Annotated in this window: 15 protein-coding genes; 9 read left to right on the forward strand and 6 right to left on the reverse strand. The window is 57.1% G+C overall.

The window, feature by feature from the left end; all coding sequences use genetic code 11:
• Positions 1–9 precede the first annotated feature (9 nt).
• Entirely contained in the window at positions 10–1,275 is a 1,266-nt protein-coding gene (locus tag Q8N04_10250; GenBank protein MDP3091051.1) for a Do family serine endopeptidase, read from the forward strand.
• Between the two features lie 6 nt (positions 1,276–1,281).
• On the opposite strand, the gene fusA is transcribed toward Q8N04_10250, so the two are convergent.
• Positions 1,282–3,384 (reverse strand): elongation factor G, encoded by a 2,103-nt coding sequence (gene fusA, locus Q8N04_10255; GenBank protein ID MDP3091052.1) that lies wholly within the window; start codon positions 3,382–3,384, stop codon positions 1,282–1,284.
• A 104-nt stretch (positions 3,385–3,488) separates the two neighbouring features.
• Complete coding sequence (radC, locus tag Q8N04_10260; protein MDP3091053.1) at positions 3,489–4,187, reverse strand: DNA repair protein RadC; 699 nt, start codon at positions 4,185–4,187, stop codon at positions 3,489–3,491.
• A 186-nt stretch (positions 4,188–4,373) separates the two neighbouring features.
• Between radC and Q8N04_10265 the strand changes: the two genes are divergently transcribed.
• The 5 genes from Q8N04_10265 (at position 4,374) to Q8N04_10285 (ending at position 7,530) form a co-directional block, all read left to right on the forward strand.
• The gene (locus Q8N04_10265) at positions 4,374–4,547 is read left to right on the forward strand and encodes a hypothetical protein (GenBank protein MDP3091054.1); all 174 of its coding nucleotides are present in this window, start codon (positions 4,374–4,376) and stop codon (positions 4,545–4,547) included.
• A 282-nt stretch (positions 4,548–4,829) separates the two neighbouring features.
• Complete coding sequence (gene rsmD / locus Q8N04_10270) at positions 4,830–5,396, forward strand: 16S rRNA (guanine(966)-N(2))-methyltransferase RsmD (protein ID MDP3091055.1); 567 nt, start codon at positions 4,830–4,832, stop codon at positions 5,394–5,396.
• Entirely contained in the window at positions 5,393–5,881 is a 489-nt protein-coding gene (gene coaD / locus Q8N04_10275) for a pantetheine-phosphate adenylyltransferase (protein ID MDP3091056.1), read from the forward strand. The genes rsmD and coaD overlap by 4 nt, the downstream gene beginning before the upstream one ends.
• Positions 5,878–7,074 (forward strand): pyridoxal phosphate-dependent aminotransferase, encoded by a 1,197-nt coding sequence (locus tag Q8N04_10280; GenBank protein MDP3091057.1) that lies wholly within the window; start codon positions 5,878–5,880, stop codon positions 7,072–7,074. The genes coaD and Q8N04_10280 overlap by 4 nt, the downstream gene beginning before the upstream one ends.
• Positions 7,075–7,143: 69 nt before the next feature.
• A complete protein-coding gene (locus Q8N04_10285) occupies positions 7,144–7,530 on the forward strand; it encodes a zinc ribbon domain-containing protein (protein ID MDP3091058.1) in 387 nt (128 codons plus the stop codon).
• A gap of 15 nt (positions 7,531–7,545) precedes the next feature.
• Here Q8N04_10285 and Q8N04_10290 read toward each other — a convergent pair whose 3' ends face one another.
• From Q8N04_10290 to purH, 4 genes are all read right to left on the reverse strand, one after another.
• Positions 7,546–7,947: a hypothetical protein gene (locus tag Q8N04_10290; GenBank protein ID MDP3091059.1), complete on the reverse strand. Its 402-nt coding sequence runs from the start codon at positions 7,945–7,947 to the stop codon at positions 7,546–7,548.
• 46 nt (positions 7,948–7,993) lie between these two features.
• Entirely contained in the window at positions 7,994–8,602 is a 609-nt protein-coding gene (locus tag Q8N04_10295; protein MDP3091060.1) for an L-threonylcarbamoyladenylate synthase, read from the reverse strand.
• Positions 8,603–8,666: 64 nt separating this feature from the next.
• Positions 8,667–9,938 carry a phosphoribosylamine--glycine ligase gene (gene purD, locus Q8N04_10300; GenBank protein ID MDP3091061.1) on the reverse strand — a complete coding sequence of 424 codons (1,272 nt, stop codon included), beginning with the start codon at positions 9,936–9,938 and terminating at the stop codon, positions 8,667–8,669.
• Positions 9,939–10,077: 139 nt separating this feature from the next.
• Positions 10,078–11,631, reverse strand: coding sequence for a bifunctional phosphoribosylaminoimidazolecarboxamide formyltransferase/IMP cyclohydrolase (gene purH / locus Q8N04_10305; protein ID MDP3091062.1), 1,554 nt, complete (start codon positions 11,629–11,631; stop codon positions 10,078–10,080).
• 387 nt (positions 11,632–12,018) lie between these two features.
• On the opposite strand from purH, the gene Q8N04_10310 reads away from it, so the two are divergent.
• The 3 genes from Q8N04_10310 to Q8N04_10320 all read left to right on the forward strand — a co-directional run bounded on the left by Q8N04_10310 (position 12,019) and on the right by Q8N04_10320 (position 16,720).
• Complete coding sequence (locus Q8N04_10310; GenBank protein MDP3091063.1) at positions 12,019–14,565, forward strand: putative Ig domain-containing protein; 2,547 nt, start codon at positions 12,019–12,021, stop codon at positions 14,563–14,565.
• 222 nt (positions 14,566–14,787) lie between these two features.
• Positions 14,788–15,972 (forward strand): putative Ig domain-containing protein, encoded by a 1,185-nt coding sequence (locus Q8N04_10315; GenBank protein ID MDP3091064.1) that lies wholly within the window; start codon positions 14,788–14,790, stop codon positions 15,970–15,972.
• A gap of 478 nt (positions 15,973–16,450) precedes the next feature.
• On the forward strand, positions 16,451–16,720 hold the full coding sequence (locus Q8N04_10320; GenBank protein MDP3091065.1) for a hypothetical protein: 270 nt from the start codon (positions 16,451–16,453) through the stop codon (positions 16,718–16,720).
• Positions 16,721–17,547: the final 827 nt, after the last annotated feature.

The following is a 17,547-nucleotide window of genomic DNA, read 5'->3' on the forward strand; positions in this document are numbered from 1 at the left end:
GGAATACGGATGCTCGAAGAAATTCAAACCGTCATTACCGATCTGGCGGAGCAGGCCAAGCCGTCCGTCGTGAACCTCTTTCCGATTTCAGGTGCGGGACGACCGCGTGAATCGGGTGCAGACCGCACGCCCGGTGCATCGGGGTCCGGATCCGGCCTCATTGTGGACAACGAGGGACACATCGTCACGAACAACCATGTCATCGGCGATGCCCTTGAAGTCGAGGTCCGTTTATTCGACAAGACGAAATTGATCGCACAAGTCGTAGGCAAAGATCCGGACACCGATCTGGCACTCCTAAAAGTCACCGTCGATCGCGCGTTGCCTTTTGCCCGATTTGGCGATTCCAGCGCGGTGCGCGTCGGTCAGTGGGTGCTTGCTGTGGGGAACCCGTTTGGACTTGATCGCACCGTCACGCTGGGTGTGGTGAGCGGAATCGGACGGGAAAACGTCAATCTCTCCCGTTACGAAAACTTCATTCAGACCGACGCCTCGATTAACCCCGGCAATTCCGGCGGACCGCTCTTCAACCTGCGCGGGGAAGTCATCGGCATCAATACCGCCATCATCAACTTCGCCCAAGGGATCGGATTTGCCATTCCTTCGAATATGACCAAACAGGTCATTCAGCAACTGATCGCACGCGGCAAAGTGGTGCGCGGATGGCTGGGGGTCGGCATCCAGCCGCTCACGCCGGAGCTGGCGAAAAAATTCGGTGTGACTGAAGGCGAAGGGATCCTCGTCAATGAGGTCTTCGAAAAAGATCCGGCCGCCGAAGCCGGCATCAAGCCCGGCGACATTATTCTGACGATCGACGGCAGCGTGGTAGACTCGCCGAACAAGCTGTCCCGCTTGATCGGCGCGCTCCCGCCCGGCGCTGCCCCGAAGATCGAAGTCATCCGAGATTTCACGCGACACATCCTCACCGTTCCCTTGAGCGAACGACGGGACACCGCGGTCATGGCCTCTCTCCCGCAGTCCCGAACCGAGGTGAAACTGGGGCTCGATCTTCAGGACCTCTCAGCCGGACTGGCAGAAAAATTCAAACTCCGCGAAACGCGCGGCGTGCTGATTACCAAAGTTGATCCAGGCAGCCTGGCTCACGCAGAAGGGCTTCGTGAAGGCGACCTGATCAAGGAAGTCAACCGCGCCGACGTGGCCACCGTCGGCGAATTCACGTCGGCGATCACAAAAGTCCGGCGCGGCGACACGGTCCTACTCCGCGTCCTTCGAGAAAATCGCGCGTTCTACGTCGTCCTCAAATCCACCGACTAAGCGGCCTTAGTGCGCCGCGACGGCATGCGGTTCAACCTTGTGTCCCTCAATGATCTTCCCCGCCAGCTCTCGCGGAACTTCCTCGTAGCGGGCAAACTCCATCCCGTAACTGCCCCGCCCGCCGGTCATTGCGTTCAGCGCCGGGGCATACTTCAGCAACTCCGCTAACGGCACGAGGGCTTTGATCTGTTCGGCATGGTCATCCGCCTGCACCGAAACAATTCGTCCCCGGCGCGCATTGATGTCCCCCATGACGGCGCCGACGGTGTCCGTTGGGGCCTCGACCTCCACCAGCATCAGCGGCTCAAGCAGAACGGGATGTCCCGCCTCCATGGCCTTCTTGAAGGCCATCGACCCGGCAATCTTGAATGCCATCTCGGAAGAATCGACGACGTGGAAGGAACCGTCATAGACCGTCACGCGCACATCCACAACGGGGAACCCGCTCAGGCCGCCCTCCTGCATGGCCTCCACCACGCCCTTCTCAATTGCCGGAATAAAGTTGCGCGGGATCGCTCCCCCGACCACACGATTCTCAAAGACAAATCCTTCTCCCCTCGCCAGAGGGGCGATTTCCAGCCAGCAATCGCCAAACTGACCGTGGCCACCCGTTTGCTTCTTATACTTCCCCTGCGCCTGCGAGACGGCTTTGATCGTCTCCCGATAAGGGACTTTGGGCGTGTGAAGCGTGACGTCCGCTCCGAATTTCCGGTGGAGCTTCTCCAGCGCCAGATCGATATGGAGTTGCCCCATTCCACTGAGCACCATATCCTTGGTCTCGGGGTTGCGAACAAATTCCAGCGTCGGGTCTTCCTCGATCAACTTATGCAAACCAAGGCTCACTTTGTCGATTTCCGACTTGGACTTGGCCGCAATGGCGAACGATAACACCGGACGAGGCAAGGCAAAGGACGGATAACAGATCGGCGCACTCTCGTGACAGAGCGTGTCGCCTGTCTGCGTATCCTTGAGTTTCCCGATCGCTACAATGTCTCCCGACTTGGCCGCACTGATGAGCACATGCTTCTTGCCCAATAGCGTATAGAAATGGCCGAGCTTCTCACGGACGTGTCTCGTCCCGTTGAGGACCGTCGAGTCCGCCTGGATCGTTCCTGACAAGACCCGGCAATAGGACAGCCTCCCGACGAAGGGGTCGATGATCGTCTTGAAGATCAGACCGGAAAACGGCTCTTGCAGGCTCCCCTTCCGTTCGCACGGCTGCCCAGTTTCTGGGTGCCGCCCTAGCGCAGGATGGATGGCAGCCCGTTCCGCAGACGACGGCAGTAGGGTGACAAGAGCATTGAGCAATGACCATACGCCGACATTGCGCAGCGCCGAGCCGGCATAGACCGGAAGGAACTGCCTGGTCTGGATATCGCTCCGAAGCCCGTCCACCAATTCATCCCGATTCAAATCGCCTTGTTCCAGATAGCGACTCAGCAGCCCCTCATCACGCTCAGCGACCGCTTCGATTAATTGTTTCCGCGCATGCTTGACCGCCTGTTCCATCTCGGGAGGAGCTGCGGCTCGTTCGATCTTGGGAGAGGAGCACCCTGAACGGATCAATGTTTCATCCAGCAGATCAATCATGAAATCGAAACCGGAACCGGAGTGCGCAGGCAGCACCATAGGAATCGGCGTACACTCCAGCTGCGTCCGGCAGAGATCCAAGGCAGCGTCGAACGAGGCGCCTTCCCTATCCAACCCGTTCACGAACACGAGACACGGCAAGCCCAGATCTCTCACTCTGTGCCAAAGGCGGGCCAGTTCAGTCCGGACTCCGGCGTCGGGATTGAGTACGATGATGACCGCATCAACGGCCCGCAAGGCGGACAGCGATTCACCCGATAGGCTCAGCGCGCCGGGAGAATCGACGAGCGTGACCGCCGTCTGATTCCAGGTGAAGTGGAGAAGGCTCGTGCTGGCGGAACAGTGATGATGGAGTTCTTCCGGTTCGAAATCGGAAACGGTCGTGCCCTGGAGTACGGAACCGAGAGTCGGGATGGCACCGCTTGCGTAAAGCAGGGCCTCGGTGAGGGATGTCTTGCCTGCGCCGACGTTGGACACCAACGCGATATTCCTGACGGACTCTGCGCGAATCTCGCCCATGGCAGACCCTCCTTATAGCTAGTCGCACATATTGTTAGACCATCCGCCTCCTCATTGTCGTCCCTGCTTGTTTGTCGTCTCGCCCTGACTGATCGAGTCCCTTCTTATACCTTAATCCATCCTTCATCGGCAAAGCTCACGTATCGACCGTCTCCGATGACCAGATGGTCCAACACACGAATCCCCAGCACTTCGCCGGCCGTCACCAGTCGGTCCGTCAATCGACGATCTTCGCTACTCGGTGTCGGATCACCGCTGGGGTGATTGTGCAGGAAAATCACACCCGCGGCAGACTCACGGACCGCAAGGGCAAACACTTCGCGCGGATGGACGATGCTCAAGGTGAGACTCCCCTCCGACACCGTGGCCTCTTTCATGACCGTATTCTTCGCATCGAGCAAGATGACCTTGAAGATTTCGTGCTTGAGATCGCGTACCAGTGGGTGGAAGTGCCGAAACAAATCTGAGCTGGATGAAATTTTTGTCCCCGTCGAGAGAGGAATCGCCATGGCTCGCTTTCCCAATTCAAGCGCCGCCTTCAGCTGGGCAACTTTTGCCGGACCTATCCCTGGAATCGTACAAAGCTCTTCAATTCCGCTCCGGGCCAACGATGCCAGCCCGCCGACACGGTGCAGCAGCTCCATCGCGACCTGCACTGCGGATGAATCTCGACGTCCAGTTCTCAACAAAATCGCCAACAATTGCGCATCCGAGAGAATCTCAGGCCCTTTGGCCAGAAGACGTTCTCTCGGACGTTCAGTCGCAGGCCAGTGCCCGATCCCTCTGTGAGTGTCAGTCGTCATGATTCACCCTCTCTGAACAAAAATCTGACGCCACGCACCTTTTTGCACGACCCCCTGGGGTAGGTTTTACCCCATGGAGACAACTACGTAACCGATAAACCATTGAAATATTGACACACGACAATTTGGTGCAGCTTTTGCTTTATTCGGCATACAGCGGTTCACGCAGACACCTGGGAGGATTCGATGGAATGTCCGAAATGTAAAGGGCTGATGATGTTGGAGCGGTTCTCAGATTTCTTCCTCATTTTCTACGCCTGGAAATGCATCAACTGCGGCGCGATCATCGATCGCACGATTTCCAATAATCGAAGAAAGAGTCTGGCCGCTCGGGATACCCAACCGGTATCAGCAAGCTAAACGATCGAGCATTGATTCGCTTTCGTCCGATCCGACCCAGGCTATCGAATCGCCCTTATCGGAGGGCTCGCGCATCCACTCAGGAGTGGATGTGGCGGTAAGTATAGCGGCTTCCTAACTGACGGTCAAAGCCATCCATCCCTCTGACTCTTTCTAGGCAAACTCACATCGGCACCAGCCCTTGAGTTCCATCCAGCACTTCACCCCCGTGCCGTCCCTTGACCCCTATAAAAACGCTGTGTTACAGTCGCGCTCTCTTAACGATGTCCCCTATTTACTGACATGCGAGTTATAGCTGGATCCCACCGGGGTCGACGCCTTCAGGGACCGCACGGCACCACACTCCGTCCCACCTCTGACCGAGTCAGGGAAGCATTGTTTTCTATCCTGGGTAACCGGCTTCCAGACAGTCGCGTGTTGGATCTCTTTGCGGGAACCGGAGCGATCGGCATTGAGGCACTCAGCCGTGGAGCAGCGCACGTGACCGCCGTTGAGTCGCAAGCGGAATCCTTGAAACTCTTGCGGCACAATGTCGCGGAGTGCGGGATGAACACCCTCGTCACGATTCAAGCAAGAACGGTCAAACAATTTCTGACCAGGCCTGAGCTGTGGGGCGGCCCCTATGATATTGTGTTTGCCGATCCTCCGTATGACCTCGCCTACAAACTGGAAGACATCTTCCAAACCGTCCATGCTACACTCACGCCACCCGATGCCTGGCTCGTCGTCGAACATGCGTCGAAATCCACCCTTCCCGACCGGCTCGGCTTGGCAACGTTTAGGAAGCACTATCAATACGGAGATACGGCGCTGTCGATCTATTCGTTTCCCGCAGAGGCCACAGTATGAAAATCGGTATATACCCCGGGACCTTTGACCCTATTACGCATGGTCATACCGATATCATTACACGCAGCCTGCGCGTTTTCGACAAGGTGGTCGTGGCGGTCGCACCGAATCCAGCCAAGCATCCGCTCTTTAATCTGACCGAGCGGCTGGAGATGGTGAAGCTGGTCATGAAGGATCTGACCCAGGTCGACGTGACCGTCTTCGAAGGCCTCCTGGTTGACTATGTCGCGCGGTCGGGAGCCCATGCCATTATTCGAGGGCTGCGAGCCATCTCTGACTTCGAGCACGAATTTCAGATGGCCCTCATCAACCGGAAACTGGCCAAGAATGTGGAGACCGTATTTCTCATGCCCAGCGAAGAATTTTCGTACCTCTCTTCCACCATCATCAAAGACGTCGCCCAGCACGGCGGTCCGTTAACGGAGTTCCTGCATCCCGACGTGGCTCGACGTCTTGAAGAACGAATCCGGAGCCTCAAACAATGAAACTCGCCGCACGCGTCAGTCGAATCACTCCGTCTCCGACATTGGCCATGACCGCGACCGCCAAAGCCATGGCTGCGCAAGGGATCGATGTCGTCGATTTCTCATCCGGGGAACCGGATTTCGATACGCCGGAACCCGTCAAGGCCGCGGCCGAAGCAGCCATTCGCGCCGGCTTTACGAAATATACCCCTTCGTCAGGCATCGACGAGCTTCGTCAAGCCATTGCCGATAAACTTCTCGCTGAGCAAGGTTTGCGCTATGAGAAGGCCCAAATCTTGGTTTCCTGCGGAGCCAAGCACTCGCTCTACAACGTCGCCGAAGCCCTCCTAGAGGCCGGCGATGAGATTATTATTCCAACACCCTACTGGGTGTCCTACGCCGATCAGGCGCTCCTCAATGATGCCACCCCCGTGCTGCTCCCAACCAAGGAAGACGAGGACTATGCCATCAATCCTGAGGAACTGCAGAAGTTAGTCACGCCGCGCACCAAAGCCATCATCGTCAATAGCCCCTGCAATCCGACCGGAGCCACTTACGACAAACGCACACTGGAGGCCATTGCAACCATCGCGGTGAAGCACAACCTCCTGATCATCTCCGATGAAATTTACGAGAAGGTGCTGTACGACGGAGCGACGCATATCAGCATCGCCACCCTGGGACCTGAAGTGGCCGAGCGCACAGTCATCATCAATGGTGTCTCCAAGGCCTACGCCATGACGGGATGGCGCATCGGCTATGCAGCCGGACCGAAGCCTCTCCTGACCGCCATGGCCAATATCCAAAGCCAAAGCACGTCCAATCCCTGCTCGATCTCGCAGAAAGCCGCCGTCGCTGCGCTCAAGCTTGGTGGACCGTTTACAGAAATGATGGTGGTGGAATTCGACCGGCGAAGAAAAGTCATGGTGGAGCGCCTCAATGCGATTCCTGGTGTGTCCTGCCGGATGCCAGGAGGAGCCTTCTATGCCTTTCCCAACATCGGCGGCGTGCTGGGGCGAACAGGACCGAACGGACCGGTGGCTTCACCGCAAGCATTGGCCAACTATCTCTTGAATGAGGCCCATGTGGCCGTGGTGCCCGGTGAGCCGTTCGGCAGTCAGCATCACATTCGGTTGTCCTATGCGACCAGCATGGACACCATCACGAAGGGATTGGATCGCATTGCTGCCGCGTTTGGTAAGCTGACAGCATGACCGCCACTTGACTCACGCGCAACAAGGGTTATTGATAAATTATCGACTACGCATTCCGGAGGGTCACACGTGCCTATTTACGAATATCTCTGCCACGATTGTTCATATACGTTTGAACTCAAACAGAGCATGAAAGACGAAGCCGTCGCCACCTGCGCGAAATGCGGCAAATCCGTCAGCCGAATCATTTCGGCGCCCGCAATCATGTTCAAGGGATCCGGCTGGTACATTACGGACTATTCGGACAAGATGAAACCGCCGACCGGGGAGACCACCAAACCGACGCCCACGGCCACGACAACCGCGCCGGCCGAGTCGTCGGCGACACCAGCGGCAGCGTCGTCATCGACGCCCTCCGCGCCATCTGCGCCGCCGGCTTCCGGAGGAACGACCAGCTCGTCCACTCCATCCGCCAGCAGCGCACCTGCATCCAGCACCACCTCAGGCCAGAAGTAGGCTGACGTCTCCGAGCTACCTTCGCTTGGCCGGAACGTTCTTCTTGACAGGAGCCTTCGCGGCAGGCTTGGCCGTTGGCTTGGCAACCGCCTTGGCAGGAGCCTTCGGGGCCATTGCCTTGACCGCCTTAACCCGCAACGCCTCGACCTGATTCTGAAGGCTTGAGATCATTCCGGTCTTTTCACGATTCATCCGTCCCAGGTCATCGACTTGGGTCTGTAGATCTTGCTTCGCCTTAGACAGATCGTTGATCTGATTCTGAAGCTGAGCCTTCTCCATATTCACCGTTTGCACTTCTGAACGGAGCTGTTCCACCTGGGCCTGAAGCGCAGGCGGCCAATAGTCACAGCCCGACACCGCCACCCCCACCACCGCCACTATCCCGACAAGCATTCGCTGACGCAGCACATTCACCATACGACCCTCCTTTCTGACATCCATGCGCGGATGTATAGCATACTTCTCACGGCTTGAGGTGAAATCCTCGCGCCACAAGCGCCTGTTGAATCATCGCTCGATCGATCGGCCCTTCACGAATCATCCGCACACCGTCACACACACTCAACACCGTCGACGGCAATCCGCCCTGCGTGGGCCCGCTATCAACGATGGCATCGACCATGGTGCCGATTGTCCGTTCTACCTCTGCCGCGGTCTGAACCGGCGACTCCCCTGAGCGATTCGCACTCGTACCCGTCAAGGGTCCCGTATGTCGAAGAAGCTCCGCGAGAGCGGCGTGAGAAGTATGACGAACCCCCACTGTGCCGGTCCCCGCCGTGATAGCCGTTGGAAGTCCTGGACCGGCGGAAAACACCAGCGTCAGCGGTCCCGGCCAAAAAGCCTCCATCAGCACCTGCGCGGCAGGAGACACCTCGGCGACAAGATCCTGAAGCTGTGCCTGATCACCAATCAGAATCAAAATAGGTTTGCCATCCGGTCGACCCTTAATGGAGAGCAGGCGCGCCACGGCTGCCCCATCGAGCGGATTCGCCCCTAAGCCATAATAGGTTTCTGTGGGAATCGCGAGCACCCCGCCGGCCTGCACCAATCGGGCAATCCGAGGGAACAGCACAGCTGAATCCGTTGCAGAGTACGACTCGATGACAGCCATGAAAGGTGCGGGATGCGTGGAACTGCTAGCTGCTGCGCCGAAGAGCGCGATGGGCAATGTCCGTCCGGTAATGCTGTCCGTCGAAAGAAATCTTCTGAACTCGTCGGTAGGCGGCCTGTTGCGCCTCCGCAATCGTGGCCCCTCGCCCGGTGACGCCTAACACCCGGCCACCGGCGGTCACCACGTCAGAGCCCTTTCGGACAGTTCCGGCATGAAACACCGTCGCTGAGGGCTCGCCGTCGGCAAGTCCGTGGATGGCCTTTCCCGTTTCATAACTGCCGGGATAGCCCTCCGACGTCATCACCACACACACGGCACAGTCGTCATGCCACTCCACCGTCAACTGATCCAGCCGATGCTCAACGACGGCCTCGATCACATCGATGAGATCAGACTTGAGCAGCGGCAACACCACCTGCGTTTCAGGATCGCCCATGCGCGCATTGAACTCAAGCACATAGGGGACGCCCTTCACGACCATGATTCCGGCGTATAGCACACCTTGAAACGGAGAACCCATCCGGGACATCGCCGACACAATCGGCTGCAACACGTCGCGAGTGACCTGCATACGCAAGGCCGGGGTGCACAACGGAGCCGGGCAATAGGCGCCCATGCCCCCCGTGTTGAGCCCCGTGTCGCCGTCGCCCACACGCTTGTGATCCTGTGCCGGCAACATGGGCACCACCGCCTTACCATCCGTAAACGCCATGATGGTGAGTTCTTCGCCGTCGAGGAATTGTTCGATGAGCACGCGCTGGCCGGCCTGACCGAAGACGGCATATTCCATCGAATCGACGATCGCCTGCTTCGCCTGCTCGCGAGTGGTTGCAATGATCACGCCCTTGCCCTGGGCCAGCCCATCGGCCTTAATGACGACCGGGAGTTCGTGCGCCTCGACATACGCGAGCGCCTCGTCCATCTTTTCAAAACTCTTCGCCCGCGCCGTTGGAATCTTGGCCAAGGCCATCACATCCTTCGAAAAGATCTTGCTGGACTCCAGCCGGGCGGCATTTTTGGTCGGACCAAAGATTTTCAACTTGGCCTTGCGAAACTCATCGACAATGCCGTTCGCCAGCGGCACTTCCGGGCCCACCACCGTCAGATCAACCTGTTCCTTGATGACAAAATCTTTGAGCGCCGTAATATCGTCCGCCTTGATCGGCAGACAAGCCGCCAGCGACTCAATCCCGGCATTCCCCGGCGCACAGAAAATTTGCGGCTTCCGCGGACTCTGCGAGAGCTTCCACACCATCGTATGTTCGCGCCCACCGCTCCCGACGACAAGAATCTTCACAAGGAACCCTTTCGTAACGGGTGACACGTGACTGGTGACAAGTGAAAATTCAATACGGACATGCAGGGGAAATTGGGGATGATTCTATTCAGCCCGTTGGCAAACTGATCACTTATCACATGTCACTCGTCACGGCCTGTCAATGGCGGAAGTGGCGCATGCCCGTCATAATCATCGCCAACCCCTGCTCGTCCGCCGCCTTAATGATTTCGGCATCGCGAATCGAGCCGCCCGGCTGAATCACCGCCGTAATCCCGGCTTGCGCCGCCGCATCCAGACCGTCGCGGAACGGGAAAAACGCGTCCGAGGCCATCACGCAGCCCTTCACCGGCATCTGCGCTTTCATCACCGCCAGCTTCACGCTATCGACGCGGCTCATTTGCCCGGCACCGATCCCGACCGTCTGGCCAGGCATCGCGTAAATGATGGCGTTTGACTTCACATGTTTGCAGACCTTCCAGGCGAAGGCGCAGGCCGCATACTCCTCGTCCGTCGGCTTGCGCGCCGTCGGGACTTGCAGCGTACGAAGGTCCGTCAACACACCCAAATCGCGATCCTGCACGATCAACCCGCCGACGAGTTTCTTGAGGTCGAGTCCCACCTGCGGCACCTTCGTGAGCGGCCCGACGTCGAGCAACCGCAGATCCTTCTTGCGCTTGAGTTCGGCCAGCGCATCCTCGGCAAACCCGGGAGCAATCACCACTTCGACGAACGTTGAGGTGATTTCCTTGGCGGTGGCCAGATCGACCGGCCGGTTGAACGCCAGCACGCCACCGAACGCCGAGACCGGATCCGTCGCACGCGCCTTCACATAGGCTTCGACCGGCGTCGCGCCCAGCGCCACACCGCAAGGATTGTTGTGCTTGATGATCGCGACCGCACACTCGTCATATTCTTTCGCCAGCTCGAGGGCCGAATTCGCGTCGAGGAAGTTGTTGTACGACATCGCCTTCCCGTGCAGAATTTTCCCGCGCGACACCGACGGCTCATTAGAGTTAAATTCGCGATAGAACGCGCCCTGCTGGTGAGGATTCTCTCCGTACCGCAACGTCTCCGCCAACTCGAATTGCAGCGAGAGGATCTTGGGGAACTTCACATCTCCGCCCTGCACCTGCTTTTCGAGATAGCCCGCAATCAGGCTGTCATAGCGCGCCGTATGCTGAAACACCTTCATGGCCAGCTCGCGACGCAACCCAGGCGGAACCGTCCCCGCCTTTGCCGCATCCAATACGCGCGTATAGTCCGCCGGATCGACCACGACCAGCACATCTTCATGATTCTTCGCCGCAGAGCGCAGCATCGACGGACCGCCGATATCGATATTCTCAATCGCTTCTTCGAAGGGGCAGTTCGGCTTCGCAATAGTGGCTTCAAAGGGATAGAGATTCACCACCACGACATCGATCGGGCCGATATTGTGCTGTTTCATCTGATCGACATGAGCCGGCACCGAGCGACGACCGAGCAACCCACCATGGATCTTCGGATGGAGCGTTTTCACACGACCATCAAGAATCTCCGGCGAGCCCGTGTACGTCGCCACATCCGTGACCTTCACGCCCGCGTCACGCAAAGCCTTGGCCGTCCCGCCCGTCGAGAGAATTTCTGCCCCAAGAGCCTCCAAGCCCTTGGCCATCTCAATGACTCCCGTTTTATCTGAAACACTAATCAGCGCCCGCTTGATGCTGGCCATGTCGTCACTCCTTACAGAAATGCTCGATAAAGTAATGGTTTGTATCTTGGAAGGCGGGCGAAGGATAGCAAATGGATCAGGGAAGTTCAAGAATGGGTCCGAGCAGACGCCAAGCAAGAAGTTCACTTCAGAAATACTGCATTCTCTTTCTAATGTGCGGACTGAACCTTGGCCTTGACCTCACCCTCTCAGCCCCCTCTACATCCGTAGGGTAGACTACGCCCCCGTCCAGCGACTATGATGCCGATGTCGAGAAGTATTAGTCATCCAAGCTCTTCACCACAAGGGAAGAGTTCCATTCATCATCGAGGCTCCACAATGGGTACGCATATTTTTAGCCGACACACAATCTGGACCGTCTTCGTGTCACTCCTCGTCGCTCTAGGCATGGGAGCCTGTTCAGACGTGTCGAATGCTCCGGCGCCTGTTGCGGGACCAGGGCCATTAGCAATATTGACGGCATCACCATTACCGGACGGCACCGTCAATCAAGCATATAACCTCACGCTGACTCCTTCGGGGGGCACGTCTCCCTATACCTGGAGTTTGGCCGCTAATTCACCACAACTCCCGGCCGGGCTCTCGTTGAATGCGTCCACAGGAGCCATCACCGGTACCCCGCCTAATGCGGTGACCAGTAATACTGAATTCAAGTTGGTAGACTCGAAGGGCGAGACGGTCCAAAAGGTGCTTCCAATCACCATCAATCAGGCCCCGGTTCCTTTAGGCATTGTCACTAATTCACTTCCTTCAGGGTCCATCAATCAACCCTATGCCGTTGCTTTAGGTCCGAATGGCGGCACCTCTCCATATACATGGGCGCTCAAAGCTGGCTCACCACCGCTGCCAAGTGGACTCTCGCTCAACTCCGGGGGGGTTATTTCTGGGACACCCACCGTGACAAGCAATGCCACCCATACGTTTACACTGACAGATGCAACCGCCCTGACGGTCGAAAAAGCCCTGCAATTAACTATTAGTGCCATCCCTCTGTCGATCACAACCAGCTCACTCCCACAGGGGACGGCAAACCAATCCTATAGTGCGCAATTGGTTTTTGCTGGAGGCACGGGGAGCAAGACATGGGGACTTGCAGGAGGATCTCCTGCTCTCCCTAACGGATTGACACTGAATCCATCAAGCGGCTTAATAAGCGGGATCCCATCCGGAACCAGCAACCAAAACTATACCTTCACCGTCACTGACCAAACTCCACCGACACCTCAGACAGCGAGCGCGGTCCTACAACTAGTTGTCGGCGCGGCACCACCAACCTTAATTATCACGACACCCGGAACATCCTCTCTGCCAAGTGGCTCAGTGGGCTCTGCCTATAACACTTCCCTGATCGCCACAGGAGGAACAGGGGCGCAAACTTGGAGCATTACCAGTGGAACACTCCCCAATGGCCTAACGCTCACCCCCTCAACGGGAGCTATTACTGGGACGCCACAACTAGGCAGTAACGGGATATCGTCCATAACGGTTCGAGTTCAAGATTCAGGAAGTCCGCAGCAGTCTGCGCAAAAGACATTATCGATTACGATCGGTCTACCAGCGGCACCGAATATTACGACAACCTCGCTTCCGGCGGGAACATTCAATGTAGCCTATAGCCAGACACCCTCGATCACGGGAGGCTTTGGCACTCTTGTCTGGGGGATCACCAGTGGAGGTCTTCCCTCAGGCCTTAGCCTTAATACCTCAAACGGAAACATTTTCGGCACTCCGACCAGCACTGGCACTTCTAACTTTACCTTGCGGGTCCAGGACCAAACATCCCAATTCGATGATCAGACACTGTCAATTGCGATCAATCCCCCTGCTCCCCCCTCAATAAATTCGTTCACACTCCCAACGGGAACCGTGATCCAGGCCTACCCCGCCACGCAACTCACAGCCACCGGAGGAGCAGCTCCCTTGACGTGGACAGTAACTCCGGCGCTACCGGGAGGGCTAACCATAGCTCCCTCAACTGGAATCATCAGCGGTACCCCAACAAGTGGCAGCAATGGAGTGACGACACATACATTTAGAGCCACCGATTCGACCCAGCCAATCAATCAATTTGGTGAACTGACGCGAACCTTGACTATCAATGCCGATGTCACGGCTGTGACAATCTCGACCCCCTCGCTACCATCCGGCACTGTGGGCCAAAGCTACTCGGGCCAACTCGCGGCGTCAGGCGGGACGACACCCTATACATTTAGCGTCAACACCGGCTCATCACTGCCGGCCGGGCTCGCGGTGAGTGCATCAGGAGCCATTACCGGCATACCGACGGCAACTAATTCTAGCGCTACGACATTCAAAGTACTCGATTCCACAAGTCCAAACCAACAGTCCACCACCAAGGCGTTAGCGATTACGATTGCTGCTGCGCCACCGCCTCTCACGATCTCCACGACGACACTCCCAACAGGCACAGTTGGACAAGCCTATAGCGGCCAACTCGTAGGCTTTGGTGGCACACCGGCATATCAGTGGTCAGTAACTCCGGCACTACCAGCCAATTTACAACTCGATCAATCAACTGGAGCAATTACCGGAACACCGGGAGCCAATAGCAGCACCTCATATACATTCACTTTGCAGGATAGTGCAGCCCAATCGGTCCAAAAATCGCTGACCTTAACAATTAACGCTGCACCATTACCTTTAACCATTACCACCGGTTCACCGCTCCCTGATGGTAAAGTCGGCGTTGCGTATGGCCCTGTTACCCTAGACGCCTCAGGTGGAGCGCCAGCCTATACCTGGTCATCAGTCGTGACACCTGCGTTACCGACAGGACTAACATTTGATGCGCCCACACATACAATTAGCGGAACACCTTTGGCGGCTGAACCTGCTACGGCTCATACTTTTACCGTCCAGGATTCAACGCTACTTTCAGCAGGTAAGGCATTAAGCCTGACAATCAACCCGTAGATAACTTCGTTGCGCCAATTGTACTGAGTTACGTGCATCGCTCCTTTCCCTCCCCTTCGTAGGGGAGACAAGCTCAGGGTTTTTCCTGTATGATCCACAAATAATTTCAACCGAGCGCAAACCGGCCATCAGCCTACACTTGCTCGGAATGCTGTCTGATTTCATTGCCAGGATTTCGAAGAGATCGTCGTGCGGATATTAACCCTGACGAGACCCAGCCTGATGAGCAACCCAGCGAGAGCCCTTGCGAATCTGTGGACTCTTGGCCTGATACTCCTCCTCGCAATTGGAGCTGCGTCGTGCGGCGACGTCTCTAACGCTCCAGCCCCGGCACCAGGACCAGGCGCCTTAACCATCACAACATCGTCCCTGCCGGCAGGAACGGTGAATCAACCCTATGCCACCGCGATAGGGGGGGCCGGCGGGATCACTCCCTACAGCTGGGCTGTCACGCCAGGACTCCCGGCTAATCTGACCTTCGACACTGCCACTGGCGCCATCACAGGAATCCCGGCAGCGCAGGGAACCAGTCCGCTCACCTTTACCCTGTCCGACTCTTCATCGCCTCGGCAATCTGTCCAGAAACCGCTTTCTCTCACGGTCAATCCCGCCCCAGCAGTCCTATCGATTGTCACTACATCACTCCCGAGTGGGAATGTCGGGCAGGTCTATAACCAGACCGTGCAGGCGACTGGCGGGACCGGTGCGCTGGATTGGACTATCTCAGCGGGGACACTTCCACAGAACCTGAATTTGAATGCGACGACCGGTGTGATTTCCGGAACGCCAAATGCCCCGGGTACGTCGTCGTTTACAGTTCGCGTCGCCGACACGACAGGACAAGCCGACACACAGGCCCTCTCAATCCTTATCAACCCAGCTATTCCGCCGAATATCACCACTACATCTCTTCCAGGCGCAACCGTCAACCAGGCCTATAACCAGACACTCCAAGCTACGGGCGGAACAGGGACGCTTGCGTGGAGCGTATCAGTAGGATCGCTGCCAACGAATCTCGCCTTGAACTCAGCTGGAATCATTTCAGGCACCCCGACCAATTTAGGCACTGCGAACTTTACGGTGAGGGTGACCGATGCGCTATCTCAGTCAGACACCCAGCCGCTTTCAATCTCCGTCACTACTGCACTGACAATCACGACGGGCTCAGCGAGTTGCAGAGTCAATCGGAATTGCAACACCACATTGGCTGCGTCCGGCGGTTCCACACCCTACACATGGAGCCTCAATGCAGGATCTCAACCGCTCCCAGCCGGACTCAAATTGAGCGCAGCAGGCGTCATCAGCGGCACCCCAACGGTTATCGGATCAACGTCACCGACGTTCAGAGTGCAGGACTCAGCCGGTCGCTCTGCTACGAAGCAGCTGACGGTAGCGATTACTTCCTAATCGCCATCAGGTTGACTTCCCCTTCCCCGCCCTCCTAGATTCCGACCATGGCTTCGTCCTTCGTTCATCTCCACCTGCACACCCAATTCAGCCTCCTCGACGGCGCTCAATCGGACTGATCCGCCACTTCCGCTTTTCAGGAGCCCCGCGCACAGGTGATACCGTATCGCCCTCGGAAAGGGTCTGTCGGCTGTGGTAATATTCTGAGTCGTGACAACTCGACACTATGGGGATTTTGAATGGGATGAGACGAAGGCCCTCGCAAACCGTCTCAAACATGACGTGCCCTTTGAGGAAGCCCTCACGGCTTTCGCAGATCCACTGGCGATTGATGCGCCCGACCGATATATACCGGGACGGCTTGTATTGATTGGCCATTCGGCGCGTGGCCGGATACTATTCGTCGTGTATGAAGAACGAGGAGACCGCATTCGGTTAATCAGCGCGCGAAAAGCCTCGCCCATCCAAAGGAGAAAATATGAAAAAGACCTCGACGCATCGTAAGCCAATTCCGCCGGAAGACGCGTTAGAGCGATACGATTGGGGCAAGGCCGTCCGAGGGCGACACGCACATCGTTTTCCGAAAGGCGCCCTCGCCGTAGTCATCGCTCCTGAACTACGGCGGCACTTCTCGACGGCGGATGCTGTCAACGACGGATTGCGCGTGTTGCTGAAGATGGCGACGCTGGCAAAGACGAGTAGTCCGCCTAAGCAGATGCGGACAGGGAAACGGCGAGAGGTCGCATAAGCTGGCCCAGGGCTGCACACGCCATGCTATGTTGCCGAGATCGAGATGATTTGGGGTCAGACATGAGTATTGACTTTCGTCCTACCAGCCTCAGTCTAAGCAGCGGTCAGCGGGGAGATGTGATTGATCGTACCCTTGATGTTCCGCGCAGCCTCCCACAAGTCCACCGCACGCTGAGGAAAGAGATGGGGTCATTGCTTGACTTTGCACCTCGGCTCGGACCGACAGGTATGAACCGCCGCACAGGACAGTTTCGCGGCGCGGGGCGGGAGTCTGGTTCATCTGGTCTGGTTCGTCTGTCTCGTGTGGTTGGTTCGATGAACACGAGAGACAAGACAGATCCGCAGACCGGAGAAACCACCCTGGGGTCGTCGTTCGGAAAGCGTTGATCGTCCGGCTACCAGCTGCCCCATATTTCCTACAGCCTCCAATCTGTGTAGAATACCGCAACGCTCGTCCCCTCCATCCTCACTCCGCCTTCAGCGGCAAGTGATGAATCGAGAGGAGCGCCAAGGCCACGCATTCCGCGATCTCAATGACTATTCCCAACGCTGCCAACTGCATTGTCGAAGCAGAAAAGGTGAGGGACTATTTGCTCAACCTCTCTCATCCGGCAGGGAAGAGTAAGGCAGCATTCTTCACGATGATGGGTTTCCGGCAGCAAGACTGGGAAGTTTTGGCGACAGTCTTGGGCCAGATGGTGCGTAACTCTCCAGTGACAATAAGCATGACATCTCGCCATGGGCAGAAGTATATTGTAGACGGTGCGTTGGTCGCGCCAACTGGCCAACTGCCTCTCATTCGCACGGTGTGGGTTGTTGATACAG

Origin of the sequence: Nitrospira sp., from assembly GCA_030692565.1 — a bacterium.
GTDB lineage: Bacteria > Nitrospirota > Nitrospiria > Nitrospirales > Nitrospiraceae > Nitrospira_D.